Source organism: Gryllotalpicola ginsengisoli DSM 22003, assembly GCF_000419445.1.
Lineage (GTDB): Bacteria > Actinomycetota > Actinomycetes > Actinomycetales > Microbacteriaceae > Gryllotalpicola > Gryllotalpicola ginsengisoli.
Map to the genome: position 1 here is coordinate 252,346 of NZ_AULK01000002.1, position 24,467 is coordinate 276,812.

Here is a 24,467-nt window from a genome sequence, read left to right on the forward strand (position 1 = left end):
TCGCGTCAGGACGCGAACGAATGCGCGGGCTGGGCTTTTCCCTCGGCGCTCGCCTCCTCGGGCTGCGCCGCGTGCGTCGCCTCGACCTGCTGGGCGGTGCCGGTCGTGATCGACTGCTGGGTCGGCGAGGAGCCCACCGCGATCTTGCGCGGCCGCGCCTCGGCGAGCACCGGCAGCACGACCTTCAGCACGCCGTCCTGGTAGTCCGCGGTGATCGCGTCGACGTCGACATCCTGGCCCAGAGCGAACTGCCGGACCGTGCTCTCGGCGCTGCGCTCGCGCACGAGCCACTGCGCCTTCTCGGTCTCGGACTGTGCCGAGCGTTCGGCTCGGATCGTCAGCCACTGCCCGTCGACGGAAACGTCGATCGACTGCGGGTCATACCCCGGCAGGTCGGCCTCCAGCACGTAGCGGTCGCTCTCGCGCCGCAGGTTCACGGGGGCGCCCGTCGACCCCGTGCCCGCGAGGGCGGAGAAGAACGCGTCACTGAGGCGATCGAGTTCACGGAACGTGTTGTCGTACAGCATCATCACTCTCCTCCTTCCTGAGTCGTGTCGGCTCAAGTCGACATGAGTGACGCGGGGCCGAGCTGAGTTATTCCCGGCTTTCGGGGCGTTTTCCGTACCCGCGTCAGGGGCGCTCGGCGCTGTCGGCGAGAGTGCCGAGGGGGTCTGCGGGCGCCTCTGCCGCGGCATCGGAGAACGCGCTGCGGGGCACGACGAGCAGCAGCAGCACGGCGGCCACGGCCCCGCCGCCGCAGATCGCCCACACGGTGAGATAGCCGGCGAGGCTCGCCGCACCCGAGGCGACGGCGCCCGAGGCGCCCGCCAGCAGGGCGACGCCGAAGACGGCCGACGCCACCGACCCGCCGATCGTCTTCGTCGTGTTCGTCATGGCCGTGGCCACCCCGGTCTGGCCGCGCGGCGACATCGCGGCCGCCGCCGCGGGCAGCGCCCCGACCAGGCCGCCCGCGCCGAAGCCCGCGATGATCATGTTGACCAGCACCTGCAGCGTCGAGGCGTGGAACGGCAGGAAGAGCAGGTACCCGACGGCGACGAGAGCGGATGCCGCGATGAGTCCCGTGCGCGGCGAGAGCGCGCTGGACACCACGGGCAGCAGCAGCGCCCCGACGATGAGCGAGATCAGGTACACGCCGATCACGAGCGAGCGCTGCGACGCCGACAGCCCCAGCCCGTACCCGTTCGCCGGGTCGGTGCCGGCGAAGGTCGACAGCGGCGCCTGCGCCCCGAGCAGGCTGATGCCGATCAGGCCGGCAGTGGCGATGACCGGCCACATCGCCGGCTGCCGCATCACCCGCAGGTCGATCGCCGGGTCGGGCCGGCGCAGTTCGAGCAGGCCGAACGGCACGAGCACCGCCAGGCCCAGGGCGATCAGCAGCCACACCCACAGCTCGCCCGGGCCCTCCTGCCGCATCAGCGTCAGGCCTCCGGTGACGAGCAGCAGCGCGAGCGCGAGCAGGGCGAAACCGCCCGAGTCGAGCCGGCGGCCGGGCAGCGGCTCCGACTCGGGCACCCCGAACAGCACGGCGAAGAACACCAGGGTGGCGCAGACCGCCGGCACGATCAGCGTGCCGGGCACGCTACCGGTCGCGGAGAAGATCATGCCCGACACCAGCGCCCCGGCGATGGCTCCGGTCTCGAGCGCCACCACGAGCAGGCCGGCGGCGCGGCGGGTCGCCGAGACGGCGTGCTCGCCGCGGCGGCCGCGGTCGAAGATCAGCGCCACCTCGAGCGGCAGCCAGACCACGTAGAAGCCCTGCAGCGCGAAGGCGACGAGGTAGCTGCCGAATCCGCCGGCGAAGGCCAGCCACCAGCTCGCCGCCGCCGTCAGTGCGATCGACACGAGCAGCACGCGCTTGTGCCCGAACATGTCGCCGAGCTTCGCGAGCACGGGCACCACGATCGCCGACAGCAGCAGCTGAGCGGCGTCGAACCAGTTGTAGTCGGCGTCGTTCACGCCGAGGTGCTTCACGATGTCGGAGGCGAGCGGAACGTAGTAGCCCTGGAGGACCCCGCTCGTGAGCTCGACCAGGAAGAGCCATCCGATCAAGGAGGCCGAGATGCGCGCCGCGCTCGCCGCCCCGCCTGCGCCCGCCCGCCCGGTCGTCGTCATGCCCGGATGCTAGCGGACCGCGCGCGGCAGGCGGCGCAGCCCGCGCACCCGGCCTGCCGGTAGCCTTGCTGCATGCGCAGCTCGGACCCCGTCGCACCGGATGTCGTCTTCGACGAGCAGGGGCGCGAAGTGCTCGGCTGGCCCGAGTTCGGCGAGGTCTCGCGGTGGCTCGGCAAGCAGGTGCTCGACAGCGGTTTCACCCCGGAGGTCGTCATCGCGATCGCGCGCGGAGGACTGCTGCTGGCGGGGTCGATCTCCTACGCGATGGGCGTCAAGGCGTGCGGCGCGCTCAACGTCGAGTTCTACACCGAGATGGAGAAGACGCTGCCCGAGCCGGTGGTGCTGCCGCCGATGCTCGACGGCGGGGCGCTGGCCGGCAAGCGGGTGCTGCTCGTCGACGACGTGAGCGACTCGGGCCGCACCCTGCACCTGGTGCGCGAGCTGCTCGCCGAGATGGGCGCCGAGGTGCGCACGGTCTGCCTGTACGTCAAGCCGCGCACGATCCTGCGCCCCGATTTCGTGTGGCGTGAGACGGATGCGTGGATCGCATTCCCCTGGTCGGCGCTGCCGCCCGTGAACGCCGGGGCCGACACCGCGGTGGACGGCTGAGCGGTGCCCGGCAAGTCCCTCCAGCAGCTCGCCGCCGAGGGCGCGATGGACGCGGGCTGGGCCGAGGCCCTCGCGCCGGTCGCGCCGCAGATCGCGGCGATGGGCGACTGGCTGCGCGCCGAGGTGGCGGCGGGCCGCGGCTACCTGCCGGCCGGGCCGAACGTGCTGCGCGCCTTCTCCTACCCGCTGGCCGCGGTGCGGGTGCTGATCGTCGGGCAGGACCCGTACCCGACCCCGGGGCATCCGATCGGGCTGTCCTTCGCGGTCGAGCGGCACGTGCGGCCGGTGCCGCGCTCGCTGCAGAACATCTACAAGGAGCTGCGCGACGACCTCGGCGTGCCCACGCCCGAGCACGGCGATCTGACCGCGTGGGCCGAGCACGGGGTGATGCTGCTGAACCGGGTGCTCACCGTGCGCCCCGGCGCCCCCGCCTCGCACCGCGGCAAGGGCTGGGAGGCGGTGACCGAGCACGCCATCCGGGCGCTGGTGGCCCGCGGCGGCCCGCTGGTCGCGATCCTGTGGGGGAGGGACGCGGGCACCCTGCGCCCGCTGCTCGGGTCGACGCCGATCATCGCGTCGGCGCATCCGTCGCCCCTGTCGGCCTCGAACGGGTTCTTCGGGTCGCGCCCGTTCAGCCGCGCTAACGCACTGCTCGAGCAGCAGGGCGCCGCGCCCGTCGACTGGTCGCTCTGAGCCCCCGCTGGTCGACGCCCCGCTGGTCGACTCACGCCGGAGGCGTGAATGGAGACCGAGGGGCCGCAGGTCTCCATTCGCCGGCTGCGCCGTCGAGTCGACCAGCGGCAGGGGCTCTACGCTGAAGGGGTGCTGGAGGAGGAGTACGAGACGGGGCGCCGGGTGCTGCCGCGGCGGTTGCGCAAGCCCGCGCCGGAGGAGACCCCGTTCTCGTACACGATCCGCGATGCGACGCCGGCCGACCTGCCGCACGTGCGCGAGATCTACAACTACTACGTCACCAACTCGACGGTGACCTTCGACGACAAGCCGATGACGCTGCGGCAGTGGCGCTCGAAGTACGAGCACATCCGCAAGGCCGGCATGCCGTTCCTCGTCGCCGAGAGCCCGAGCGGGCAGATCCTCGGCTACACGCTGGTCTCGCCGTGGTCGTCGAAGGCCGGGTTCAAGTACACGGTCGAGAACTCGATCTACTTAGGCCCCGCGGCCACCGGCAAGGGCCTCGGCGCCCCGCTGCTTTCGGCGCTGCTCGACAAGGCCAAGGCCGCGGGCATCCGCGAGGTGATCGCCGTGATCGCCGACCAGGGGGCGGATGCGTCGATCGCGGTGCACCGCAAGCTCGGCTTCACCGAGGTCGGGCGGATGGGCAAGGTCGGCTTCAAGTTCGGCCGCTGGCTCGGCACCGTCACGATGCAGAAGTCGCTGCGCCGCAAGTAGCGCCCCCGCTCAGGCGGGGCCGACGGTCAGGCCACGGTCGGTCAGCCCGACCTCGGCCTGCGGCACGAGCGGCCCGACCTGGGCCACCGCCGCCTCCAGCTCGGTGCGGAACTGCGCCGGCTCGAGCTGGTGGCCGAACAGCTCCTCGAGCCGCGCCCAGGAGAGCTGCTGCGGTTCGTCGAGGTCCATCACGGCCAGCAGGTTGAGCCACGCGTAGAAGTCCATCGCGATTGCCGAGAGCCCGCAGTCGCGCACCTTCTCCCAGTCGACGGGGGAGGGGTGCTCGCTGATCGAGCGCCACAGCAACTCGGCGAGCGTCACGCTGCCGCGGTGCGAGTTCCAGAGCCGGAACTCCTCGGCCACCCGCAGGGTCACGGTCTTCGGAGTGCCCGGCTTGATCGTGCCGTCGCCGAGGGTGAGCTGCGCGCCGAACAGCCGCTGCGTCTGCCACACCACCTCGCGCGCCATATGCGGGGCGAGGCCGAGCTGCGCGGTGAACTCCTCGGGCGTGGCGCCCAGGTCGACGGTGCGGCTGCCGGTCTCGCGGGCGCGCCCGGCGAGCCAGAGCAGGATCTTGCGGGGGATGGTGCCGTAGGGGTAGCCGAACTCGTCGGGCCGCAGGGTGACGATGCGCTGCCAGTTGCCGCGCACGATCATGCGCGGCGGCGGCCCGTCGCCCTCGGCCGGGTCGGTGACCGGGATGCCGAACATGATCATGAGCTTGACGAAGCCGGTCTCGTAGCGCGTCGGCTCGCTCTGCTGCACGGTGGACGCCTCCGCGCTGCGCCCCCGTTTGAACCACGACATGAACGACATCGTCTGCACTCCTCGCGCTCGTCCTTCAGAGTAACGATTCCCGGATCGGCCGGTCACGGATGCAACGCCGGTCGACGAGGCGCGATCGGGCGCGCGCATCCGATGCGCGTTCGCCCGGTGCCGGCCCGCCCGTCGTCGTCGGGGGAACATCGAGAAGAGCCCCGAGGCGGCCCGAACTGTGGTTATCGCGCGCGAAAAGCCCATCGCGCGTCGCCTCGGGCTCGGGCGCCGGCTCGTTGTGCCCGCCGGGCAAACGGATGCTTCGCCCGGCAGCACCTAGCCTGGGGCGGTGACCGATCCCGGCGACCTCCACGAGCTCACGGCGCTGCAGCAGTGGCAGCTGCTGCAGAACGGAGAGGTCACGCCGACCGAGCTCACCCGGCACTACCTGGAACGCATCGCCCGGATCAACCCCCGGATCGGCGCCTTCGCGACCGTCACCGCCGAGCAGGCCCTCGACCGGGCGCGGCGGGTGGAGGCAGAGCTGCCGAAGACCGCGCCGCTGTGGGGCCTGCCGCTCGGCGACAAGGACCTCTGGAACCGCGCCGGCGTGCCGACGGGCTTCGGCTCGCGCGCGATGGCGGGCTTCGTGCCCGAGCAGTCCGACGAGATCGTCGCGCAGCTCGACGCGGCCGGCGCGATCAGCCTGGGCAAGACCGCCGCGCCCGAGTTCGGCATGCCGAGCTACACCGAGACCCTGGTCGGCCCGCCGGCCGCCACCCCGTGGGATCTCACCCGCAACGCCGGCGGCTCGAGCGGCGGCGCGGCGGCGGCCGTCGCGGCCGGCCTGCTGCCCTTCGCGCCCGGCTCCGACGGCGGCGGATCGATCCGCATCCCCGCCGCCGCGTGCGGCCTCGTGGGCCTCAAGCCGAGCCGCGGCCTGGTGCCGGCCGGCAGCGGCGTCGCCTCGCTCGGCGGACTCGTCGTGAACGGCCCCATCGCCCGCACCACGGCCGACGCGGCGCTGCTGCTCGACGGCATGATCGCCCGCACGCCGGACGGCCGCATCGACCACCACTACGCCCTGCGCGCCCCCGACGGCGGCCCGTTCCTCGCCGCCGCCGTGCGCGGCGAGCTGTTCGACGGCACCCGGCGCTTCCAGCTCGCCGTGATGACGAGCTCGGCGTGGGACGCCGCCTACGACATCGAGGTCTCGCCGGAGGCATCCGTCGCCCTCGAGGCCGCGGTGAGCGCGCTCGCCGAGCTCGGCCACGGGGTCGAGACGACCTCGCTCGAACCCGACGAGACGTACGCGCCCGCGTTCCGTACCGTGTGGCAGGCGGGGGCGGCGGCGATCCCGCTCGACGACGAACGGATGGCCCTCACCGAGCCGCTGACGCAGTGGCTGGTGGCCGAGGGGCGGCGCCGGACCGCGCGCGAGCTGGCGGAGGCGCTGGCCCGCCTCGCCGCCTTCGAGCGCGCCATGATCACCCGGCTCGCGCCCTTCGACGCCGTGATCACCCCGGGGATGGCGATGACGCCGCGCCCCCACGGCTGGTACGACTCGGCCGACCCCGACCGCAACTTCGAGCAGCAGTGCCGCTACACGCCGTTCACGTCGATGGTGAACGTGTCGGGTCTGCCGGCGATCACCGTGCCCGTGCACTGGACCGAGCCGACGGATGCCGCGCCCGCCGGCCTGCCGATGGGGGTGCAGCTCATCGGCCGCCCCGGCGGCGAGGCCACCCTGCTGGCGCTCAGCGCGCAGCTGGAGCGGCGGTTCCGGTGGAGTCGCCGTCGGCCTCCGGTGTGGTGAGGTCCGGTGTGGTGACGTCGGCGAGGCGCTGGAGTTCGTCGAAGAGCTGCCGGCGCAGCCGCGGGTCGAGCGCCTGAGCTCCGACGGCGCCGGCGGCGCGGAAGCGGGAGAAGTAGCTGCCGCTCACGGCGGCGACCCGCTCGGCGCCGGCGAGCGCGACGAGGGGCGCCGCGCCGCTCGCGGCCGAGCGCCCGACGTGGTGGAACAGCACGGCGTTGCCGAGCTTCAGCAGCCAGGAGGTGTCGCCGAAGTTGGTGGCGACCACGCCGGGGTGCACCGAGAACGCCTCGACGCCGGTGCCGGTGAGCCGCTCGGCGAGCTCGCGGATCCACATCACGACGGCGAGCTTCGCCGCCGCGTAGGCGGGCCAGCCGCCCTGGTACGGCCGCTGCGCCCAGTCGAGGTCGTCGAGCCGCAGCCGGCCCCAGCGGTTCGCCATGCTGGCGGTGGCGAGCACCCGCACGCCGCCCTCGGGCACGTCGTCGCGCGCGGCCGTCTCGGCGAGCCGGGGCAGCAGCAGCTCGGTGAGCAGGAACGGGGCGAGCACGTTGGACTGGAAGGTGCGCTCGTGGCCGTCCGCGGTCAGCGCCCGCTGCGCGACGAGCCCGCCCGCGTTGTTGGCGAGCACGTCGATGCGGTCGTAGCGCGCCAGCAGCGCGTCGGCGAGGGCGCGCACGTCGTCGAGCCGGTCGAAGTCGGCGACGAACGGCTCGGCCCCGGCCTCGTGCGCGGCGGCCCGGGTGCGCTCGGGGTTGCGGCCCACCACGGCGACCCGGGCGCCGCGCGCCGCGAGGGCGATCGCGGCGGCGCGGCCGATGCCGGAGCTGGCTCCGGTGATGACGACGACGCGCTGGTTCACAGGTATCCGCCCTTCTCGAGTCCCGCCTCGATCTCGAATCGGTTGCGCCGCGGGTCGCGCCCCGCGAGCCCGTACAGCAGCGGGAACAGCATGCCGTACCGTTGCCACTGCTGCTTGTGCACGGCCTCGTGCTCGAGCACCGTGTCGCCTGCGTTGTCGGCGGTGAGGTAGCAGCCGCCGACGCAGGATCCGCCGCGGCCGAACGCCCAGCGCGGCAGGCCGGTGAAGACGAACAGCCCCGCCCGCCGCTCGACGGGGCCGGTGCTGAGCAGGAAGCCCCAGGCCAGGCCGACCGCGGTCGCGAACAGGTAGCCCGGCCAGGCGAGCAGCCTCACGCGTCCGACCCGGCGGCGGAGGAGGCGGGATCGTCGGGCTCGGGGGCCACGACCCGCGGCCGGCCGTAGGTCTCGAGCAGCCGCAGCCACACCTCGCTGAGCGTCGGATACGACGGCACCGCGTGCCACAGCCGCTCGAGCGGCACCTCGCCGGCCACGGCGATCGTCGCGGCGTGCAGCAGCTCGCCCACGTCCGGGCCGACGAAGGTCACCCCGACGAGCACGCGCCGGTCCTCGTCGACGACGGCCCGCGCCGTGCCCCGGTAGCCGTTCGAGTGGATCGAGGCGCCCGCCACCTGGCCGAGCTCGTAGTCGACGACGCGGGTACGGATGCCTCGCCGCTCGGCCTCCGCCGCCGTCAGCCCCACCGCCGCAACCTCGGGATTCGTGAAGACCACCTGCGGCACGGCCGCGTGGTCGGCCGTCGCCGCGTGCACGCCCCACGGCGCGGTGTCGACGGGGGCGCCCGAGGCACGCGCGGCCATGGCGTCGCCGGCGATGCGCGCCTGGTACTTGCCCTGGTGGGTGAGCAGCGCCCGGCCGGTGACGTCGCCGGCGGCGTACAGCCCGTCGAGCGGCTGCCCGTCCGGGCCGAGGACGCGCATCGAGTCGTCGGTGGCGAGCCACCCGCCCGGTGTGATGCCGAGCACGTCCAGGCCGAGGTCGCCGGTGCGCGGCGCGCGGCCGGTGGCGACGAGGATCTTCTCCGCGACGACCGTGGAGCCGCCTGCGAGGTGCAGGGTGTGGCGCGAGCCATCCGTCTCGACCCGCTCGACCTGCGTGCCGAGGCGCACGTCGGCGCCCGCCCCGGTGAGCGCGTCGGCGACCGCCTCGCCGGCGAACGGCTCCTGCTTCGCCAGCAGCCGGCCGCGGGCGATCACGGTGACCCGGCTGCCCAGCGCGGTGAACGCGGTGGCCAGCTCGGCGGCGACGACTCCGCCGCCGATGACGGCGAGCGAGGCGGGCACGGATGCCGCGCTCGTCGCCTCCCGGCTGGTCCAGGGTTCCGCCTCTTTCAGCCCCGGGATGTCGGGCAGCACGGCGACCGAGCCGGTCGCCACGGCGACGGCGTGCGCAGCGGTCAGCTCCGTCACGGTGCCGTCGGCGGCGGTGACCTCGAGCGTCTTCGGCCCGGTGAACACGGCGTGGCCGCGGATCAACTCGATGCCCGCGCTCTCGAGCCATTCGACCTGCGAGTCGTCGTCCCAGTCGTGGGTGAACTCGGTGCGGCGGCGCAGCACGGCCGCGGCGTCAAGGGCGCCCGTGATCGCCTCCCGGGCGCCGGGCACGGTGCGGGCGGTGGCGAGCACGGCGCCGCTGCGCAGCAGCACCTTCGAGGGCATGCACGCCCAGTACGAGCACTCGCCGCCGACGAGCTCCGCCTCCACGATCGCCGTCTTCAGGCCGCCTTGCACCGCGCGGTCGGCGACGTTCTCGCCGACGGCGCCCGCGCCGATCACGATCGCGTCGAAGTCCGTCATGGCTCTCCTCCCGATTCGGATGCGATTCGGTTGCGATATGGATGCCGGCGCCGACCCGCCCCGGCCGGGGCAGCCGCGCCCCTCAGTGCGCCGACGACGGCTGCTGCGCGCCCGAGGCGTTCGCCGCGTCGCCGGGCGCGGGCCGGGTGAGGGCGCCGAGCACGCGCAGGATCGGCGCGAGGTCCCCGGCGGCCGCCTCCGGGGAGGCGGGGGCGAAGCCCGTGACGGCCGCGCCCGCGAGCTCGAACCTCGCGCGCAGCGCCCGGATCGCCGAGGTCAACTCGTCGACGCTGAGGCCGAACGGCTCAGGGTATCCGACGCCCTCGATCACGGCCGGGTCGAGCACGTCGAGGTCGACGTGCAGGTAGATGTGCGTGGCTCCGGTGGCCGCGACGGCCTCGACCAGGGCGTCGGGGGTGCCGAGCTCGTCGACCGCGAGGGCGCGCATGCCGCTGGAGGCGAGGTAGTCGACCTCGGCGTCGTCGAGGGCGCGGGCGCCGGCGTGCACGACGTGGTCGGGGGAGAGCCGCGGCGCGGAGGGCACCAGCCCTTCGGCGCCGTCGCCGAGCAGCGTGCGCAGCACCATGCCGCTGAAGGTGCCCGACGGCGAGGTCTCCGGCGTGTTCAGGTCGCCGTGCGCGTCGAACCAGACCAGCGCGAGGTCGTCCGGGCCGATGTCGGCGACGGCCCGCTCCACGCCCGCGAGGTCGGCGCCGCAGTCGCCGCCGATCACGATCACGGTCTCGTCGGGGCCGAAGGTGTCGAGCACCGCGTCGACCTGCCGCTTCACCGCCTGGATCGAGGAGTAGCGGTTGACGCCCGTGCCGAGGGATTCACCGGCTTCGATGCGCACTTCGACCGGGGTCGTCGCCGACGCCGGCAGGTCGCCGGCGATGGCGTTGGCGCCGTCGGCGAGCCGCATCGCGCGCGACGAACCCGAGCCCTGCCATTGGGGGACGACGAGGAATCGCGCTGCCATGCACAAACACTACCCACGCCTGCGCCGGGCGCGCAGGGATCGCCGGGCACGGATGTCACGATCGGGCAGTGCTTCCGCGCAGAACTCGTGCCCGATCGCACCGTCTGTGCCCGGGTCGCCGGGCACCTACCCGCCGAACGAGCGCGCGTGCGCGACGAGCGCGTCGAACGCGGCGTCGACGGATGCGTCCACCTGCTGCCGCTCCGGGTGCGCGTCGTACCAGGCGATCTGCTCCACGGCGCCCTCCCAGTACGGGATCGTCGTGGCGAACTCCGGCACGAGCGCCTTCACCTTGCTGTTGTCGAAGACCATCGAGTGCGCCTTGTCCCCGATGAGCCCGGGAAGCGCCTCGGGCAGCGCCCGGCCGATCGTCTCGCTCGCCACGTGCACCAGCTCGGGCGCCTCGACCCCGGCCGCCTGCCCGAGCCAGGTGTAGATCTGGTTCCAGGTCGGCACGTGGTCGCCGGTGATGTGGAAGGTGTCGCCGATCGCGAGCGGGTTGCCGAGCAGCCCGACGAACGCGACGGCGAAGTCGCGGGAGTGCGTGATCGCCCACTGCGTCGTGCCGTCGCCGTGCACGACCACCGGCTTGCCGGCGCGCATCCGTGCCACGTCGGTCCAGCCGCCCGTGGTGGGCAGGTTGGTCGCGTCGTAGGTGTGCGAGGGCCGCACGATCGTGGCGGGCAGGGCGCGCTCGCGCACCGCCTCGACGATCAGGTCTTCGCACGCGATCTTGTCGCGGGAGTACTGCCAGAACGGGTTCACGAGCGGCGTCGACTCGGTGATCGGCACCCGGGCGGGCGGCTTCTGGTAGGCGGAGGCGGAGCTGATGAACACGTACTGGCCCGTCGCCCCCTCGAACAGCTCGAGGGCGGTGCCGACGTGCTCGGGCGTGAAGGAGAGGAAGTCGGCGACGACGTCGAATTCGCGGCCGCCAAGCGCGGCGCGAGCGGATGCGACGTCCCTGACGTCGCCCGTGAGCGCCTCGGCCCCTTCCGGCAGCGGCCGCGGGCTGGTGCCGCGGTTGAGCACGGTCACCTCGTGCCCTTTCTCGAGGGCGAGCGCCACGCAGCTCGTCGAAATGGTGCCGGTGCCGCCCAGGAACAGGATCTTCTTCGATGCCGTCATGCCGTTCACGCTACTCGGCGCCGGTGATCCCCAGTCGCTGCGCGGCGAGATCCTGATGCGCGAGCCGGCGCAGCGCGGCCAGCACCGGTCCGTGCACGGCCGTGCCGACGACGGCGTACTCGACCGCGGCGGCCGGCTCCTCCGGGATCTCCTCCAGGTCGAACTGCGCGACCTGCCGCATCGCCGCACCGTAGACGTCGATGCGCTCGGGGGTCGCCGGCACCCCGGCGGCCTCGGCCGCCGCCAGGGCCCGCTCGAGCTGCGCCACCGCCGCGTAGCGCGGGTCGTAGAGCTGACCGAGCCGCTCGAGGGCGGCGCGGGCGCGCGGGTAGTCCTCGGCAGGCGCCGGCTGCGAGGCATCCGTCAGCGTGCCCACCGCCCGGCCGAGCACGTCGAACAGTTCGGCGGGGGAGCGCGGCGCGGTCTCGATGAGGGCGAGGATCGTGCGCACCTGCTGCACCGACAGGCCCACGACCTCGATCAGGGCACGGATGACGGCGAGCCGGTGCACGTGCTCGTCGCCGTACTCCGCCCGGGTGCGGCCCGTCGAGCGACCGGGCGGCAGCAGCCCCTCGCGCAGGTAGTACTTCACAGTCGGCAGCGGCACTCCGCTGGTTTCGACGAGCTCCGAGATCTTCACGCGTTCCTCCCTTGCGCTGGATAGTACCGCTATCCAATACTGGATACCGTGACTATCCAACCGGAGACGATGCTGCTCGGCGGCATCCTGCTGCTCTCGCTCGTCGGCGTCGAGTCCGGCGGGTGGTTCCTCACCCGCGTCGCCCGGCGCCGGGTGCCCGCCAACGCGCTGCAGACCGCCTTCTTCCGCGCCGGCCACGCGCACGCCGCCGTGCTGCTCGTGCTCGGTCTCGTCGTCGGGCTGTTCGTCGACCTGGCCGCCGTGCCCGAGCCGTGGGCCGAGATCGCACGCTGGGGCGCGCCGGCCGCCGCGATCCTGATGCCCTCGGGCTTCTTCCTCTCCGTGCTCGGGCGCGACCCGCAGCGACCGGGGCCCCTCTTCGTGCTGCTCTGGGCGGGCGCGGGATGCCTCACCGCCGGGCTGGTCACGGCAGGCGTGGCGCTCATCGTGGCCTTCGCCGCGTCCCGGTAGCGTCGATCGGGTGACCTGGGAAGACCCGTACGGCACCGACGTGCTGGCCGACAAGAACTGGCGGCGGCGCGGGGTGGTGCAGCCGCAGACCGTTCCGGCCGAGCGCGACCTCGTGGTCGAGGTGCTCGACGAGGCCGGGGGAGAAGCGTTCGTCGGGGCGGTGGTCGGCATCGCCGAGGGCGGCCTGGTGCAGTTGGAGGACCGCTTCGGCAAGGTGCGCGTCTTCCCGCTCGGGCACGGCTTCCTCGTCGACGGCAAGCCGGCCGTGCTGGTGAAGCCGACGGCGCAGCGGCCGCAGGGGAAGGCGCGCAGCGCCTCCGGATCGATGCATGCCGGCGAGGTGAAGGCGCGGGTGGCGCGCGGCAGCCGCATCTTCGTCGAGGGCCGGCACGACGCCGAGCTGGTCGAGAAGGTGTGGGGGCACGACCTGCGCGTCGAGGGCGTCGTGGTGGAGTACCTCGAGGGCGTCGACAACCTCGAGCAGCTGCTCGCCGAGTTCCAGCCGGCGCCCGGCCGCCGCGCCGGGGTGCTCGTCGACCATCTCGTGCCCGGCTCGAAGGAGAGCCGCATCGCCGAGGCGGTGGCGCGGGGGCCGTACGGCCGCGATGTGCTGATCGTGGGGCATCCGTTCGTCGACGTGTGGCAGGCGGTCAAGCCCGAGCGGATCGGGCTGAAGAAGTGGCCCGAGATCCCGCGGCACCTCGAGTGGAAGAAGGGGGTGGCCGCCGCGCTGCGGCAGCCGCACGAGAACCAGGAGGACATCGCCCGGCTGTGGCAGCGCATCCTGTCGCGGGTGCGCAGCTACGCCGACTTGGAGCCGGCGCTGCTGGGGCGGGTCGAGCAGCTGATCGACTTCGTGACCGAGCCGGCCGGCTAAGCCGGGCCGGCGCTCGGCCGTGTCTCGAGATGGTCACGGTCGTCGCCGCGGGACGGCCCCGTGGCCGGGCGCCCTTGTACATTTGTCGCGTGGTGAGCAGGCGTCGCACTCCCGGGTCGCAGTCTTCACTTCGTGAAGCCAACAGGGCTCGGATCGTCGACGCCGTGAAGCGGTACGGGGGGCTCAGCCAGATCGAGCTTGCGGGCGCGACCGGACTGAGCCCGGCCACGGTATCGAACATCGTCAAGGAGCTGACGCAGTCCGGGGTGCTGCACACGAGCCCCAGCACCCGCAGCGGGCGCCGCTCGCAGCACGTCACCCTCGCGCGCAAGCTCGGCCTCGTCGCGGGCGTGCACGTCGCGCCCCGCCACCTGCGCGTGGCCGTCTCCGACGTCGCCGGCACCGTCGTGGCCGAGCACCACATGCCGTTGGCGAAGGATCATCGTGCGGATGCCGAGCTCGACCGGGTCGCGCTGATGCTGGCGGACATGGTGGATTCGGTGGAGGCCACCCCTCCGGAGCTGCTCGCCGTCGGGCTCGCGCTACCGGCGCCGTACGACCGGCGCAGCGGCCTCATCGCCCGGCCGGGGATCATGCGGGGGTGGGACGGCGTGGCCGTCGCCGAGGTGCTGGAACGGCGCGTCGGCTGCCCGGTGGTCGTCGACAACGCGTCGAATCTGGCGGCGCTCGCCGAGCAGCGCTCGGGCGCGGCGCGGGGCAGGCAGCACGCCATCGTGCTCGACATCGGCGACGGAATCGGGGTGGGCCTCATCGTCCACGGAGTCGTGCTGAGGGGGCACAGCGGGGTCGCGGGGGAGTTCGGGCACACCGTCGTGCAGCAGGACGGCCCGCCGTGCCGGTGCGGCAAGCGCGGATGCCTCGAGGCCGTCGCCGGGGGCCCGGCGCTGCTCGACGCGCTCGCCGGCACGTACCGCGGGCTCAAGCTCGGCGACGTCGTGCTGCGGGCGATGGCGGGGGATGCCGCGTGCATGCGGGTCCTCGCCGACGCCGGGCGGACGATCGGCGCGGCGACCGCCAACCTGTGCAACATCCTCGATCCGGAGCGCGTGGTCGTCGACGGGGAACTCGCCCGCGCCGGCGAGTTGCTGCTGGGTCCGTTGCGGCACGCCGTCGAGGCATCCGTCATCGTGGGCCATGACCAGGTCCCCGACATCGTGCAGGGGCAGCTCGGGGTGCGGGCTCCCACGCTCGGCGCCGCGGCGCTCGCCATCGACTCGCTGACCCTCGAATCACATCGGCGCCAGCCCGCCAATTGATGCCAAGCCGTTATGACGGGCTTGCGTTCAAGAGTTGACGACAATCGGGGTCACTGCAAGGCTTTTGTCGCCGCCAACGGGGGCGGCTGCAACTCGGAGGTTTTCAATGAAGATTGCCACGCTGAGCAAGGCCGCGGTCGCTGCGGCGGCCGTCGTGCTCACTGCCGGTGCGCTCACCGCGTGTTCCAACGGCGCCGGCTCGACCGGTTCCGGCAGCGGCTCGTCCAGTGACGCCGCGCACGCCAAGATCGGCCTGCTTCTGCCCGACGCGGTCACGGCTCGATACGCATCCGCCGACAAGCCGTTCTTCACCGCCGAGGTGAAAAAGCTGTGCTCCGGATGCACCGTGCTGTACGCCAACGCCACCGGCGACGCCAGCAAGCAACAGCAGCAGGCCGAGTCGATGCTGACCCAGGGGGTGAGCGTGCTCGTCCTGGATCCCTTCGACGGGGAGGCCGCCGCATCCGTCGTCAGTGAGGCGAAGGCCAAGAACGTTCCGGTCATCGCCTACGACCGCCTCATCGACAGCCCGGATCTCGACTACTACATCTCCTTCGACAACGAGAAGGTCGGGCAGCTTCAGGCCCAGGCGCTCGTGAAGCGTCTCAAGGACACCGGGGTGCCCTCCGGAAGCGGCATCCTGCAGGTGGACGGCTCTCCGACCGACAACAACGCGACGCAGTTCAAGGAGGGCGCCGACAGCGTGCTGAAGACCAGCGGCTACAAGATCCTCGCCGAGTACCAGGTGCCGGGTTGGGACCCGGCGAAGGCGCAGGACTGGGTCTCCGGCCAGATCACGAAGTTCGGCGACAAGATCAAGGGCATCTACGACGCGAACGACTCGACGGCCAGCGGTGCGATCGCCGCCGAGCAGGCCGCCGGGTTCGGACCGGTGCCGATCACCGGGCAGGACGCCGAGCTCACCGGCATCCAGAACATCCTGGCGGGCAAGCAGTACATGACCGTCTACAAGGCGATCAAGCCGGAAGCGCAGCAGGCGGCGCAGCTCGCCGTGGACCTCGCCAAGGGGAAGAAGGACAAGGCCTCGACGACGGTCAAGACGCAGAACGGCAACGCCTCCATCCCGTCGTTCCTGCTGAAGCCGGTCGCCGTGACCGCGGAGAACGTCGAGTCGACGGTCGTGAAGGACGAGTTCTACGGAGCGGATTCGGCCTCGAAGATCTGCACCGCGCAGTTCAAGGCCGCGTGCCAGAAGTACGGCATCAAGTAGTCCGGCCGGGCCCGGTGGGGGTGCGGACGAGCGCCGCCCCCGCCGGGCCGGCATGTCACGGGCCCCGAGCCCGAGGAGGAGCATTCACGTGACGATGCAAGAGACCCTGCCCGCCCCGGCGGCCCCAGCGCGTGAACCGGTGCTGTCGCTGCGCGGCATCGGCAAGAGCTTCGGTGCCGTGCAGGCGCTGAGCGGAGTGGATCTCGACGTCTACCCCGGCGAGGTCGTGGCCGTCGTCGGCGACAACGGCGCGGGGAAGTCGACGCTGGTCAAGATCCTCGCCGGCGTCCATCCCCATGACACCGGCACGATCACCTTCGCCGGGCGCCCCGTGACGATCGCCAGCCCGACCGCCTCGCGCCAGCTCGGCATCGCCACGGTCTTCCAGGATCTCGCCCTGTGCGACAACCTCGACGTCGTCTCGAACCTCTTCCTCGGGCGGGAGGTCGGCGGACTGACGCTGAATGACGAGGAGATGGAGAAGCGCTCCTGGGAGCTGCTGCGTCAGCTCTCGGCGCGCATCCCCTCGGTGCGCATCCCCGTGGCCTCCCTCTCAGGCGGCCAGCGGCAGACGGTCGCGATCGCCCGTTCGCTCATCGGCGAGCCGAAGATCGTCATCCTCGACGAGCCGACCGCGGCGCTCGGCGTCGCCCAGACCGCCGAGGTGCTCAACCTCGTCGAGCGGCTGCGGGAACGGGGTCTCGGCGTGATCCTCATCAGCCACAACATGGCCGATGTCCAGGCGGTCGCCGACCGCGTGGCCGTGCTGAGGCTGGGTCGCAACAACGGCACGTTCGACGTCGCCGAGGTGAGCTACGAAGACATCATCGCCGCCATCACCGGCGCAACCGACAACCCCGTCACGCGGCGCGGCGCAGCGGCCTCCAGCGACGAACCGAAGGAGAACTAGCGGATGTCCGCACACGAGAGCAACGAGTCGGAGCGCCCGGTCGGCATTGCGCCCGGGCCGGCTACGCGCGCGCAGCAACTCGCGGTCGACCTGCAGGACGAGCGTCTCATCCGAGAGGAGGGACTGGGCGGCGCGATCCGTGGATTCGGCCGCCGGGTGCGCGCCGGCGACCTCGGATCCCTTCCCGTCATCGTCGGCCTCGTCGTGATCTGGGCGATCTTCGAGATCCTCAACCCCAAGTTCCTCTCGGCGAGCAATCTCGTCGACCTGGCGCTGCAGTGCGCGCCGGTCGGCGTCATCGCGCTCGGCGTGGTGCTCGTGCTGCTGCTCGGCGAGATCGACCTCTCCGTCGGATCCGTCAGCGGCCTCGCGGCGGCCATCCTCGGGGTGGGGATGACCAAGCTCGGCTGGCCGATCCTGCTCGCCGTCATCGTCGCGATCGCCGCGGGTGTGGCGATCGGGGCGCTCTACGGCATGCTGTTCACCCGTTTCGGCGTGCCGAGCTTCGTCATCACGCTCGCCGGGCTGCTCGGCTTCCTCGGCGTGCAGTTGTGGGTCCTGGGCCCGCTCGGCTCGATCAACCTCAGTTTCTCGAGCTGGATCGTCCAGTTCGCCAACGGATGGTTCCTGCCGCCGTGGCTCGGATACCTGCTGGCCCTCGTCGCGGCGCTCGCCGTGCTGTTCTCGGACCTGCGCCGTGCCCGCCGCCGCCGGGCGGCGGGGCTGTCGGTGCCGGCCCTGTCGATCACGGTGATCAAGGTCGTGGCGCTCGCGGTCGTGCTGTCGCTCATCGAACTGGTGCTCGCGCGCGACCGGGGCACCGGGGTGATGTTCGTGTTCTTCATCGCGCTCGTGGTGCTGATGAACTTCCTGCTCACCCGCACCCGGTGGGGCCGCTCCATCTACGCGGTCGGCGGCAACGTCGAGGCCGCGCGCCGAGCGGGCATCAACACGCGTTTCGTGTACCTGTCGGTGTTCGTGCTGTGCTCCGTGTTCGCGATCGTCGGGGGCCTGCTCTCGGCCGCCCGGCTCTCTGCGGCGACGCAGAGCGCGGGATCGGGCGACGTCAACCTCAACGCGATCGCCGCGGCCGTCATCGGCGGCACCTCCCTCTTCGGCGGGCGCGGGTCGGCGTGGTCGGCGTTGCTCGGCATCGTCGTCATCCAGTCGATCTCGAGCGGCCTGACCCTGCTGAACCTCGACGCGTCGGTGCGCTACGTCATCACCGGGGCCGTGCTGCTCATCGCGGTCATCGTCGACTCCGTGTCGCGCCGCAGCCGCGCGAGCCACGGCCAGGCCTGAGCATCCGCCTGAGAGCCGTGACCGGCGGGCGGCCGTCTATCGGCCGCCCGCCGCTCCGTTTTCGCTGCTCACCGAGTCGACGAGCTGGCAGACCTCTTCCGGCTGCTCGTCGAGGGACTGCGCGGCGCGGGCGACGATGCTGCGCAGCGTGTCGGCCTCGGCGTCGGACAGGCCGGAGAGCAGCTGCTCCTCGACCTCGCGCATGCGGGTCGTCAGGGTGCGTAGACGTTTGGTGCCGGCATCCGTCAGACTCACGCGGCGCGCGCGCCGGTCGCGCGGGTCGGGGGTGCGCACCACGAGACCGGCCTTCTCGAGGTCGTCGATGAGGTAGGTGAGCACGGTGCGGTCGAGGCCCGTCGTCTCGGCGATCTCGGCCTGGTTGCTGCACGAGCCGGAGCCGGCGATCGACAGCACCTGGTAGCCGCGCTGGCCGCCCGGCAGCTCGCCGAGCGCGTCGGCGGAGAGCTTCAGGTAGCCGCGCAGCAGCGTGCCGAGGGACCAGCCGAGGTCCGCCGTTCGCTCCGTGGTGCTCGCCATGCCGCTCACCCTATCCGCTGCCTGTGCCGCCCGGTCGGGCATGCATGAGATTTTTCAGATCGTCTATGCCTATTATCGTCTGCACGGCAGATGATCTGCTGTGAACAACGCTGACTTCAGCACCTCACCGACTTCAAGGAGAGCTTTCCGATGAGCACCGTCTTCCGCCTCGACTCCAGCATCCGCGTCGAGGGCTCGGTCACCCGCGCCGTCGCCGACACCCTCGAGAAGGCGATCGTCGCCGAGCTCGGCGACGACACCGCCGTCATCCGCCGCGAGATCGGCACCACCCCGCTGCCCTCCGACGCGTGGGCGACCGCCGCCTTCGCCGGCTTCGTCGCGCCCGAGCAGCGCAGCGAGGAGCAGAACCAGGCCGTCGCGCTGGCCGAGGAGCTCGCCGCCGAGGTCGCGGGCGCCGACGCGCTGATCCTGGGCGTGCCGTTCTACAACTGGGGCGTCTCGCAGCACTTCAAGACCTGGGCCGACCTGATGCTGACCACCGCCGACTTCAACGCCGGCAACGTGCCGCCGAAGCATGCCGGCAAGCCCGCCTACCTGATCATCGCCCGCGGCGGCGGCTACAGCGAGGGCACGCCGAAGTTCGGCTGGGACCACGCCACCGACTGGATCAAGCGCGTGCTCGTCGACGTGTGGGGCTTCGAGCTCGAGATCATCGAGACCGAGCTGACGCTCGCCGAGGTCACCCCGGCCATGGCCGGCCTCGTCGAGAAGGCCCGCGAGAACCTGGCCGCCTCGCACGCGGCCGCCGAGGCGCACGCGAAGGCGCTCGCCGGCAAGATCGCGGCGTAACCGGCGGCGCACTGGCTCGCGCTACTCGTACGCACTGGCGCGACTGCCGTGACGGGCGCGCGTGTCTGCGCGAGTGGCGCAAGGTAAGGGCTCCTCGGGAACGAGGAGCCCTCCCTTGCGTCCGGGGCCTAGACGGATGCGCTCGCCGTCTCGGCGTGCAGCGGCTTCAGCGCCGTGCTCCAGGCCACGAGCTGGTCGAGCAGCACGTCAAGCGCCTGCAGGTTGTAGTCGCCGGGCTTGAAGACGCTGAAGTTCTCGAACTCGGTCGCGAACGGCAGCACCACCTGCTGGCGCACGGTCGCGACCTGCAGCTCGGCGAGGATCAGGCGCAGGTGCTCGGCCGCCCTGGCGCCGCCCGCCGAGCCGTAGCTGACGATGCCGGCGGCCTTGTTGTTCCACTCGGCGTACACGTAGTCGAGGGCGTTCTTGAGCACCCCCGAGGTGGAGTGGTTGTACTCGGGCGTCACGAAGACGTATCCGTCGAACTCGGCGACCTTCTTGGCCCACGCCTTCGTGTGCTCGCCCTGGTACTGGCCCATCGACGGCGGAATCGGCTCGTCGAGGTGGGGCAGCGGGTGATCCTTGAGGTCGACGAGCTCGAACTCGGCGTCGGTGCGCTGCGAGGCGTGCTCGAGCACCCATTTGGCGACGGCTTCGCCGTTGCGGCCGGGCCGGGTGCTGCCGAGGATGATGCCGATCTTGGTCATGAACGTGCCTCCTTCTGCGGGTCGGTACACCTTCTTCGTCACCAGCCGGGCCGTGCGGCAAAAGTCCTCGAGCGCCCGGCGAGGCGCGCTTGCGCTACTCCGGTGCACTGGCGCGCCTGCCGTGACGGGCGCGCGATTCGGTGCGAGTGGCGCGAGCGTGACGACGGGCGCGCTCGAGGCTGACGGATGCCTCGCGCCGACGACGCGGGGAACCCGGCCGGCCTCTGATAGCCTGGGGAAGCCCTGGCCCCATTAGCTCAGGGGATAGAGCGTCTGCCTCCGGAGCAGAAGGCCGAAGGTTCGAATCCTTCATGGGGCACCGAATTTTCCACGCTGTTGCCCGAGGCGGCGTTACTTCGGCCTGCTTCCTCCGTTCCGTTCTAGCCGTGACGCAGGCAGCGCCGCGATCCGGGCCGGCCCCGTGCGCATCCGCTCGTCGGGGGGTGTAGGAAGTCGGCAGAGGGTGCGCCCGCGCCGAAGGAGGATGCGATGGGGGAGACGACCGACGGGCCGCGGCCGTTCCGGTTCGGGGTGGTCGCCCCGGTCAGGAGCGACCTGGCGACCTGGCGGGAGCAGGTGCGGCGGATCGCCGACAGCGGCTACTCGGCCCTGCTGATGCCCGACGTGCCCGGGTTCCAGCCGGCGCCCGGTCCGACGCTCGCCACCGCGGCGGCGCTCGCCCCGCTGCGGGTCGGCACCTGGGTGTATGCCTCCGCGCTGCGCCAGCCGTGGAGCACCGCGTGGGAGGCGCACTCGCTCTCCGTGCTCACCGAGGGGCGCTTCGAGATGGGGGTCGGCTTGGGCCGCCCGGGCATCGAGACCGAGCAGGGGTTGCCGCGGGTCTCCGGCGCCGAACGGCTCGCGCGGATGCGCGAGACCGTGGCCGCTCTGCGCGAGCTCGACGGCGCCGAGGCGCACACGCCCGTCACGATGGCCGTGGGCGGACCGCGATCGCGGAAGCTCGCGGCCGAGGTCGCGGATGCGGCGACCTTCGTGTTGGGGCCGGAGGACGGCCGGGGCGAGATCACGGCGCGGGTCGGCGAGTTGCGCGGCAGCGGCCTCGAGCTGGCGCAGCACGTCGCCGTCGTCGGCGACATCACCGCCCCGTTCATGGCGCAGCCCGGGCTCGACACCGCCGCGCTGCACGCGGCGGGCTCGCTCATGGCGCTGCCCGACGATCCGGCGGCGGCGATCGACGAGCTGCAGCGGCGCCGCGAGGAGATCGGCTTCTCCTACTTCGTCTTCGGGTCGGTGGCGGCTGACGCCATGGCCCCGGTCGTCGCAGAGCTCGCCGGGCGTTAGCTGACGGCGGCGACTCGTGTCTGAGCTACATCGACGACGGCGGCGCCGCTAGGTTCTGACACATGACCGCATCGCGCCGCGCCGCACTCGCCGCGCTCGCCGCGTCGGCGTTGGCGCTCGCGGGATGCGCGCAGCAGCCTCAGCCACGTCTGGCCGACCTCACCGCGCATGTCCAAAGCCAGACGATTCTCCCGGTGACCGTCGGGCACGGCGACCGTCACCTGTCTCAGGTGAAGATCGCGGCCGGAGAGCACATCGGAATCGAGGCGAGCTGCTCCGGCAAGGGCTCGGTGACGGTCAGCGTTCCGTCGGGTCACAAGTTGATCGCCGACTGCTCGACGTCCAGCGGCAGCCAGAAGGCGACCGTCGAGTATCAAAACCCGGCGGCGGCAACAGGCGCGATCGCCGTGACCACCTCGTCACCGAAGATCGAATGGAACACCACCGTGTACGACCTCGGGCAGGAGTGAAGGCCATGACGGAACCCGACGCGACGCGAGCGAACTCGCGGCTCGAGGCATCCGATGTGCTGATCAGCGATGTCGCCATGCTCGACGGGCGCGGTCCGCTGCGCACGGGGATGTGGGCCACAGTGCGCGACGGGGCGATCACCGCACTGGGCGAGGGCGAGCCGCCGGCCGGCGACGAGTCGCGGGTGCGGATCGATGGGTCGGGGGCGACGCTCATCCCGGGCCTGGTCGACTGCCACGCGCACGTCACCCTGCCGGGAGGGGCGCGGTGGGTGCAGCGGGTCACCGATCCGACCGATCAGCTGCTCGCCGTGGCCGAGGAGAACGGCGCGCGGCTCGCCGCGGCGGGCGTGTGGTGGGTGCGCGACGCGGGGTCGCCGTGGCGGCTCGACGCGGGGCGCGAGGAGGGCGTGCCGCTCAACGTCGTCGTGCGCGACGGATGGCGCGGCCGATCCGACCGGCCGCACGTGGTCGCCGGCGGCACCTGGCTGACCCGCGCTGGCACCTACCCGCCCGGCATCGCGATCGACCTCGAGCCGACCGACTCGCTGGCCGACGCCGTGCTGCGGCAGCTCGACGTCGGCGCCGACCTGGTGAAGATCTACCTCGACGGCCCGGAGCCCGGCGTCTCGCCGTTCAGCCTCACCGAGCTCACCGCGGCGGTCGCCGCCGCGCACGACCGGGGAGCCAAGGTGGCCGCACACGCCACCAACTCCGACGGCCTGCTCACCGGCGCGCGCGCCGGCGTGGACAGCATCGAGCACGGCATGGGCCTGACCCCCGAGAGCGCCGAGGCGATGCGGCAGGCGGGCACGGCGCTGGTCAGCACGCTGGCGATCTTCCGCTCCTGGGAGTCGTTCCGGACGACCGCGCCCGACGTCGCGGCCCCGGCCGACCGGGTGGCGGCGCGTCGCCGCCAGGGCGAGGAGGCCGTGCGGCTCGCGCACGAGTCGGGCGTGCGCGTCGTGGCGGGCACGGATGCCGGGGGCGGGTCGTTGCGGGCCGACCAGCTCGGCTGGGAGTACGAGGCGATGATCGACGCGGGCATCCCCGCGACGGATGCGTTCGCCGCCGTCACCTGGAAGGCCGGGGAGCTGCTCGGGGTGCCGGGCGCCGGTGTGCTCGGCGTGGGGTCGACGCATTTCAGCCTGGTGCACGGCGATCCGCTCAGCGACCCGCGGGCGCTGACCCGGGTCTGGCTGACCCGCTGACCGCGCGCCCATGCTGCTGTGCACGGCCGCGCTGGGCGTCTTGTCAGTTCTAGGCGACGGTGCCTGGTGACGGTTTGTTTTGACCCTCGTCGGGACCGCAATCTTCGGAGCCGTCGCACGTCCGCTCGCCATCCGCATCAGGCGTAGCCGCTAGCGCTCGACCGAGCACGCCCGGTCGCCGCTCGGTTGCTCGCGCGATGTGACGGGTACTCGATGAGCGACTGGACATCGGCAGAGAGGGCGACGCATGCGCTCTAAGAACCCGGATCTCACGCGATCTTTCGGGTGGATGGCCCTTGTACTTTCTCCGATCGTGGCGGCAATGTTTCTCATCGGCGCCATTGGCAACCCGCATGCCGTGGTGTTCGTCACACTCGGGTTGGTCACGCTGGCTTTGGGTGGTCTTGCGGCGTGGCTGGTCGCTTCGACAAGGAAGCAATAGCCCCAGTCGTTTGTAGACAGCGTGGGGAGAGCCAGGAAGGGTCACCCGATGACCGGCCTGCGCGTTCACACGGCGGCGAGCCGCTCGCGGGTGCGGTCGGGGTCGGTGCCGAGGGCGGCCAGCAGGTCGGCGGCGGGGTCGGGGGCGGGGCGCTCGAGCAGCGCGAGCATCATGTGCCGCGGAGTGAGGCTCCGTGACTTCTCGCTCGCGGCGATCGCGAGCGTGCGCTGCAGCACCGACTTCGCTCCGGCGGTGAGCGGCACGTGCCTGCCCAGGGAAGCGCGCCCGGGGGCGCGGTAGTCGCCCAGGTCGACGCCGACCGCTTTGAGCGCGCCCCGGTCGAGCGCCTCGGCGGCGCGGCGGGCGGCCTCGGCGTCGGCGCCGACCGCCGTCGCGATGGCCGGCTCGTTCAGCAGGCTGATGAGCAGGTGATCCGTGCCCACCCGCCGGTCGCCACGCCGGGCGGCCTCGTACTTGGCGTCGTCGAACGCGACGCGGGTCGACTTCGCGAACGTCTCAAACATCGGTCCCCTTCTTCCCGTATTTGGTGTGCACGGACTGCCGGGTGACGCCGAGCGCGTCGCCGATCTGCTCCCACGACCAGCCGGCGCGGCGGGCCTCGGCCACGTGCGTCGCCTCGACGAGCTCGGCGATGCGGCGCAGGGCGCCGGCGGCCCGCAGCCCTGTGGCGGGGTCCGCAGTACGCAGCTGCACACCCAGGTCGGCTGCCGTGTCAGTTTCTTTTGACATGGCTACAGTGTGCGCCGACGGGGG

Annotated in this window: 28 protein-coding genes and 1 tRNA gene; 16 read left to right on the plus strand and 13 right to left on the minus strand. The window is 72.3% G+C overall.

The genetic code is table 11. The annotated features are described in order from the left end of the window. Positions 1-5: 5 nt before the first annotated feature. Both H563_RS15255 and H563_RS0105670 read right to left on the minus strand, forming a co-directional pair. The gene (locus H563_RS15255) at positions 6-530 is read right to left on the minus strand and encodes an Hsp20/alpha crystallin family protein (protein ID WP_022881636.1); all 525 of its coding nucleotides are present in this window, start codon (positions 528-530) and stop codon (positions 6-8) included. A 100-nt stretch (positions 531-630) separates the two neighbouring features. Continuing rightward, positions 631-2,133 carry an MFS transporter gene (locus H563_RS0105670; RefSeq protein WP_022881637.1) on the minus strand — a complete coding sequence of 501 codons (1,503 nt, stop codon included), beginning with the start codon at positions 2,131-2,133 and terminating at the stop codon, positions 631-633. 72 nt (positions 2,134-2,205) lie between these two features. On the opposite strand from H563_RS0105670, the gene H563_RS0105675 reads away from it, so the two are divergent. The 3 genes from H563_RS0105675 to H563_RS0105685 all read left to right on the plus strand — a co-directional run bounded on the left by H563_RS0105675 (position 2,206) and on the right by H563_RS0105685 (position 4,152). After that, positions 2,206-2,742: a phosphoribosyltransferase gene (locus H563_RS0105675; RefSeq protein WP_022881638.1), complete on the plus strand. Its 537-nt coding sequence runs from the start codon at positions 2,206-2,208 to the stop codon at positions 2,740-2,742. Between the two features lie 45 nt (positions 2,743-2,787). After that, entirely contained in the window at positions 2,788-3,435 is a 648-nt protein-coding gene (locus H563_RS0105680) for a uracil-DNA glycosylase (RefSeq protein ID WP_051142664.1), read from the plus strand. A 129-nt stretch (positions 3,436-3,564) separates the two neighbouring features. Continuing rightward, positions 3,565-4,152, plus strand: coding sequence for a GNAT family N-acetyltransferase (locus tag H563_RS0105685; RefSeq protein ID WP_027479147.1), 588 nt, complete (start codon positions 3,565-3,567; stop codon positions 4,150-4,152). A gap of 9 nt (positions 4,153-4,161) precedes the next feature. Here the strand turns inward: H563_RS0105685 and H563_RS0105690 are convergent, their stop codons facing one another. Next, positions 4,162-4,968 carry a replication initiation protein gene (locus H563_RS0105690; RefSeq protein ID WP_022881641.1) on the minus strand — a complete coding sequence of 269 codons (807 nt, stop codon included), beginning with the start codon at positions 4,966-4,968 and terminating at the stop codon, positions 4,162-4,164. A 289-nt stretch (positions 4,969-5,257) separates the two neighbouring features. Here H563_RS0105690 and H563_RS0105695 point away from each other — a divergent pair, with 289 nt between their 5' ends. After that, positions 5,258-6,724 (plus strand): amidase, encoded by a 1,467-nt coding sequence (locus H563_RS0105695; RefSeq protein ID WP_022881642.1) that lies wholly within the window; start codon positions 5,258-5,260, stop codon positions 6,722-6,724. Here H563_RS0105695 and H563_RS15260 read toward each other — a convergent pair. The 6 genes from H563_RS15260 to H563_RS0105725 form a co-directional block, all read right to left on the minus strand. Further along, positions 6,666-7,583 (minus strand): SDR family NAD(P)-dependent oxidoreductase, encoded by a 918-nt coding sequence (locus H563_RS15260; RefSeq protein WP_155865029.1) that lies wholly within the window; start codon positions 7,581-7,583, stop codon positions 6,666-6,668. The genes H563_RS0105695 and H563_RS15260 overlap by 59 nt on opposite strands. Then, entirely contained in the window at positions 7,580-7,918 is a 339-nt protein-coding gene (locus H563_RS0105705) for a hypothetical protein (RefSeq protein ID WP_022881644.1), read from the minus strand. The genes H563_RS15260 and H563_RS0105705 overlap by 4 nt, the downstream gene beginning before the upstream one ends. After that, positions 7,915-9,399, minus strand: a complete 1,485-nt coding sequence (locus tag H563_RS15265; protein WP_022881645.1) for a dihydrolipoyl dehydrogenase family protein — start codon at positions 9,397-9,399, stop codon at positions 7,915-7,917. The genes H563_RS0105705 and H563_RS15265 overlap by 4 nt, the downstream gene beginning before the upstream one ends. An 82-nt stretch (positions 9,400-9,481) precedes the next feature. Beyond that, positions 9,482-10,378, minus strand: a complete 897-nt coding sequence (locus tag H563_RS0105715; RefSeq protein ID WP_022881646.1) for an arginase family protein — start codon at positions 10,376-10,378, stop codon at positions 9,482-9,484. A 126-nt stretch (positions 10,379-10,504) separates the two neighbouring features. After that, positions 10,505-11,506 carry an SDR family oxidoreductase gene (locus H563_RS0105720; RefSeq protein ID WP_027479148.1) on the minus strand — a complete coding sequence of 334 codons (1,002 nt, stop codon included), beginning with the start codon at positions 11,504-11,506 and terminating at the stop codon, positions 10,505-10,507. A gap of 10 nt (positions 11,507-11,516) precedes the next feature. Further along, complete coding sequence (locus H563_RS0105725; RefSeq protein WP_022881648.1) at positions 11,517-12,146, minus strand: MerR family transcriptional regulator; 630 nt, start codon at positions 12,144-12,146, stop codon at positions 11,517-11,519. 48 nt (positions 12,147-12,194) lie between these two features. On the opposite strand from H563_RS0105725, the gene H563_RS0105730 reads away from it, so the two are divergent. The 6 genes from H563_RS0105730 to H563_RS0105755 all read left to right on the plus strand — a co-directional run bounded on the left by H563_RS0105730 (position 12,195) and on the right by H563_RS0105755 (position 18,214). Continuing rightward, entirely contained in the window at positions 12,195-12,617 is a 423-nt protein-coding gene (locus tag H563_RS0105730) for a hypothetical protein (protein WP_245556821.1), read from the plus strand. Positions 12,618-12,627: 10 nt separating this feature from the next. Further along, positions 12,628-13,494, plus strand: a complete 867-nt coding sequence (locus H563_RS0105735) for a DUF3097 domain-containing protein (RefSeq protein WP_022881650.1) — start codon at positions 12,628-12,630, stop codon at positions 13,492-13,494. A 164-nt stretch (positions 13,495-13,658) separates the two neighbouring features. Further along, on the plus strand, positions 13,659-14,771 hold the full coding sequence (locus H563_RS0105740; RefSeq protein ID WP_245556822.1) for an ROK family transcriptional regulator: 1,113 nt from the start codon (positions 13,659-13,661) through the stop codon (positions 14,769-14,771). Between the two features lie 106 nt (positions 14,772-14,877). Next, positions 14,878-16,002: a sugar ABC transporter substrate-binding protein gene (locus tag H563_RS0105745; protein WP_022881651.1), complete on the plus strand. Its 1,125-nt coding sequence runs from the start codon at positions 14,878-14,880 to the stop codon at positions 16,000-16,002. A gap of 94 nt (positions 16,003-16,096) precedes the next feature. Further along, positions 16,097-16,912 carry an ATP-binding cassette domain-containing protein gene (locus H563_RS15270; RefSeq protein ID WP_051142665.1) on the plus strand — a complete coding sequence of 272 codons (816 nt, stop codon included), beginning with the start codon at positions 16,097-16,099 and terminating at the stop codon, positions 16,910-16,912. A gap of 3 nt (positions 16,913-16,915) precedes the next feature. Then, positions 16,916-18,214, plus strand: coding sequence for a sugar ABC transporter permease (locus H563_RS0105755; protein WP_022881653.1), 1,299 nt, complete (start codon positions 16,916-16,918; stop codon positions 18,212-18,214). Between the two features lie 36 nt (positions 18,215-18,250). On the opposite strand, the gene H563_RS15275 is transcribed toward H563_RS0105755, so the two are convergent. Next, the gene (locus H563_RS15275; protein ID WP_022881654.1) at positions 18,251-18,751 is read right to left on the minus strand and encodes a MarR family winged helix-turn-helix transcriptional regulator; all 501 of its coding nucleotides are present in this window, start codon (positions 18,749-18,751) and stop codon (positions 18,251-18,253) included. A gap of 150 nt (positions 18,752-18,901) precedes the next feature. On the opposite strand from H563_RS15275, the gene H563_RS0105765 reads away from it, so the two are divergent. Further along, on the plus strand, positions 18,902-19,561 hold the full coding sequence (locus H563_RS0105765; protein WP_022881655.1) for an FMN-dependent NADH-azoreductase: 660 nt from the start codon (positions 18,902-18,904) through the stop codon (positions 19,559-19,561). A 128-nt stretch (positions 19,562-19,689) separates the two neighbouring features. Here H563_RS0105765 and H563_RS0105770 read toward each other — a convergent pair whose 3' ends face one another. Continuing rightward, entirely contained in the window at positions 19,690-20,268 is a 579-nt protein-coding gene (locus tag H563_RS0105770; RefSeq protein WP_022881656.1) for an NADPH-dependent FMN reductase, read from the minus strand. A 246-nt stretch (positions 20,269-20,514) separates the two neighbouring features. Between H563_RS0105770 and H563_RS0105775 the strand changes: the two genes are divergently transcribed. The 5 genes from H563_RS0105775 to H563_RS17860 all read left to right on the plus strand — a co-directional run bounded on the left by H563_RS0105775 (position 20,515) and on the right by H563_RS17860 (position 23,693). Next, positions 20,515-20,587 (plus strand) — tRNA-Arg (locus H563_RS0105775). Positions 20,588-20,757: 170 nt separating this feature from the next. Then, positions 20,758-21,570 (plus strand): LLM class flavin-dependent oxidoreductase, encoded by an 813-nt coding sequence (locus H563_RS15280; protein WP_033209728.1) that lies wholly within the window; start codon positions 20,758-20,760, stop codon positions 21,568-21,570. Between the two features lie 62 nt (positions 21,571-21,632). Beyond that, the gene (locus H563_RS18090; protein WP_022881659.1) at positions 21,633-22,040 is read left to right on the plus strand and encodes a hypothetical protein; all 408 of its coding nucleotides are present in this window, start codon (positions 21,633-21,635) and stop codon (positions 22,038-22,040) included. A 5-nt stretch (positions 22,041-22,045) separates the two neighbouring features. Beyond that, a complete protein-coding gene (locus tag H563_RS0105795) occupies positions 22,046-23,251 on the plus strand; it encodes an amidohydrolase family protein (RefSeq protein WP_162138923.1) in 1,206 nt (401 codons plus the stop codon). Between the two features lie 247 nt (positions 23,252-23,498). Beyond that, on the plus strand, positions 23,499-23,693 hold the full coding sequence (locus tag H563_RS17860) for a hypothetical protein (protein ID WP_155865031.1): 195 nt from the start codon (positions 23,499-23,501) through the stop codon (positions 23,691-23,693). A gap of 65 nt (positions 23,694-23,758) precedes the next feature. Here the strand turns inward: H563_RS17860 and H563_RS0105805 are convergent, their stop codons facing one another. Both H563_RS0105805 and H563_RS0105810 read right to left on the minus strand, forming a co-directional pair. Continuing rightward, positions 23,759-24,217, minus strand: coding sequence for a Clp protease N-terminal domain-containing protein (locus H563_RS0105805; RefSeq protein WP_022881662.1), 459 nt, complete (start codon positions 24,215-24,217; stop codon positions 23,759-23,761). Further along, entirely contained in the window at positions 24,210-24,443 is a 234-nt protein-coding gene (locus tag H563_RS0105810; protein WP_033209731.1) for a hypothetical protein, read from the minus strand. The genes H563_RS0105805 and H563_RS0105810 overlap by 8 nt, the downstream gene beginning before the upstream one ends. Positions 24,444-24,467 lie beyond the last annotated feature (24 nt).

Coding starts and splice junctions, on each gene's coding strand:
- H563_RS15255 (WP_022881636.1), bottom strand. CDS start 530: ATGATGCTGTACGACAACACGTTCCGTGAACTCGATCGCCTCAGTGAC.
- H563_RS0105670 (WP_022881637.1), bottom strand. CDS start 2,133: ATGACGACGACCGGGCGGGCGGGCGCAGGCGGGGCGGCGAGCGCGGCG.
- H563_RS0105675 (WP_022881638.1), top strand. CDS start 2,206: ATGCGCAGCTCGGACCCCGTCGCACCGGATGTCGTCTTCGACGAGCAG.
- H563_RS0105680 (WP_051142664.1), top strand. CDS start 2,788: ATGGACGCGGGCTGGGCCGAGGCCCTCGCGCCGGTCGCGCCGCAGATC.
- H563_RS0105690 (WP_022881641.1), bottom strand. CDS start 4,968: ATGTCGTTCATGTCGTGGTTCAAACGGGGGCGCAGCGCGGAGGCGTCC.
- H563_RS15265 (WP_022881645.1), bottom strand. CDS start 9,399: ATGACGGACTTCGACGCGATCGTGATCGGCGCGGGCGCCGTCGGCGAG.
- H563_RS0105715 (WP_022881646.1), bottom strand. CDS start 10,378: ATGGCAGCGCGATTCCTCGTCGTCCCCCAATGGCAGGGCTCGGGTTCG.
- H563_RS0105720 (WP_027479148.1), bottom strand. CDS start 11,506: ATGACGGCATCGAAGAAGATCCTGTTCCTGGGCGGCACCGGCACCATT.
- H563_RS0105745 (WP_022881651.1), top strand. CDS start 14,878: ATGAAGATTGCCACGCTGAGCAAGGCCGCGGTCGCTGCGGCGGCCGTC.
- H563_RS15270 (WP_051142665.1), top strand. CDS start 16,097: ATGCAAGAGACCCTGCCCGCCCCGGCGGCCCCAGCGCGTGAACCGGTG.
- H563_RS0105755 (WP_022881653.1), top strand. CDS start 16,916: ATGTCCGCACACGAGAGCAACGAGTCGGAGCGCCCGGTCGGCATTGCG.
- H563_RS15275 (WP_022881654.1), bottom strand. CDS start 18,751: ATGGCGAGCACCACGGAGCGAACGGCGGACCTCGGCTGGTCCCTCGGC.
- H563_RS0105765 (WP_022881655.1), top strand. CDS start 18,902: ATGAGCACCGTCTTCCGCCTCGACTCCAGCATCCGCGTCGAGGGCTCG.
- H563_RS0105770 (WP_022881656.1), bottom strand. CDS start 20,268: ATGACCAAGATCGGCATCATCCTCGGCAGCACCCGGCCCGGCCGCAAC.
- H563_RS15280 (WP_033209728.1), top strand. CDS start 20,758: ATGGGGGAGACGACCGACGGGCCGCGGCCGTTCCGGTTCGGGGTGGTC.
- H563_RS18090 (WP_022881659.1), top strand. CDS start 21,633: ATGACCGCATCGCGCCGCGCCGCACTCGCCGCGCTCGCCGCGTCGGCG.
- H563_RS0105795 (WP_162138923.1), top strand. CDS start 22,046: ATGACGGAACCCGACGCGACGCGAGCGAACTCGCGGCTCGAGGCATCC.
- H563_RS17860 (WP_155865031.1), top strand. CDS start 23,499: ATGCGCTCTAAGAACCCGGATCTCACGCGATCTTTCGGGTGGATGGCC.
- H563_RS0105805 (WP_022881662.1), bottom strand. CDS start 24,217: ATGTTTGAGACGTTCGCGAAGTCGACCCGCGTCGCGTTCGACGACGCC.
- H563_RS0105810 (WP_033209731.1), bottom strand. CDS start 24,443: ATGTCAAAAGAAACTGACACGGCAGCCGACCTGGGTGTGCAGCTGCGT.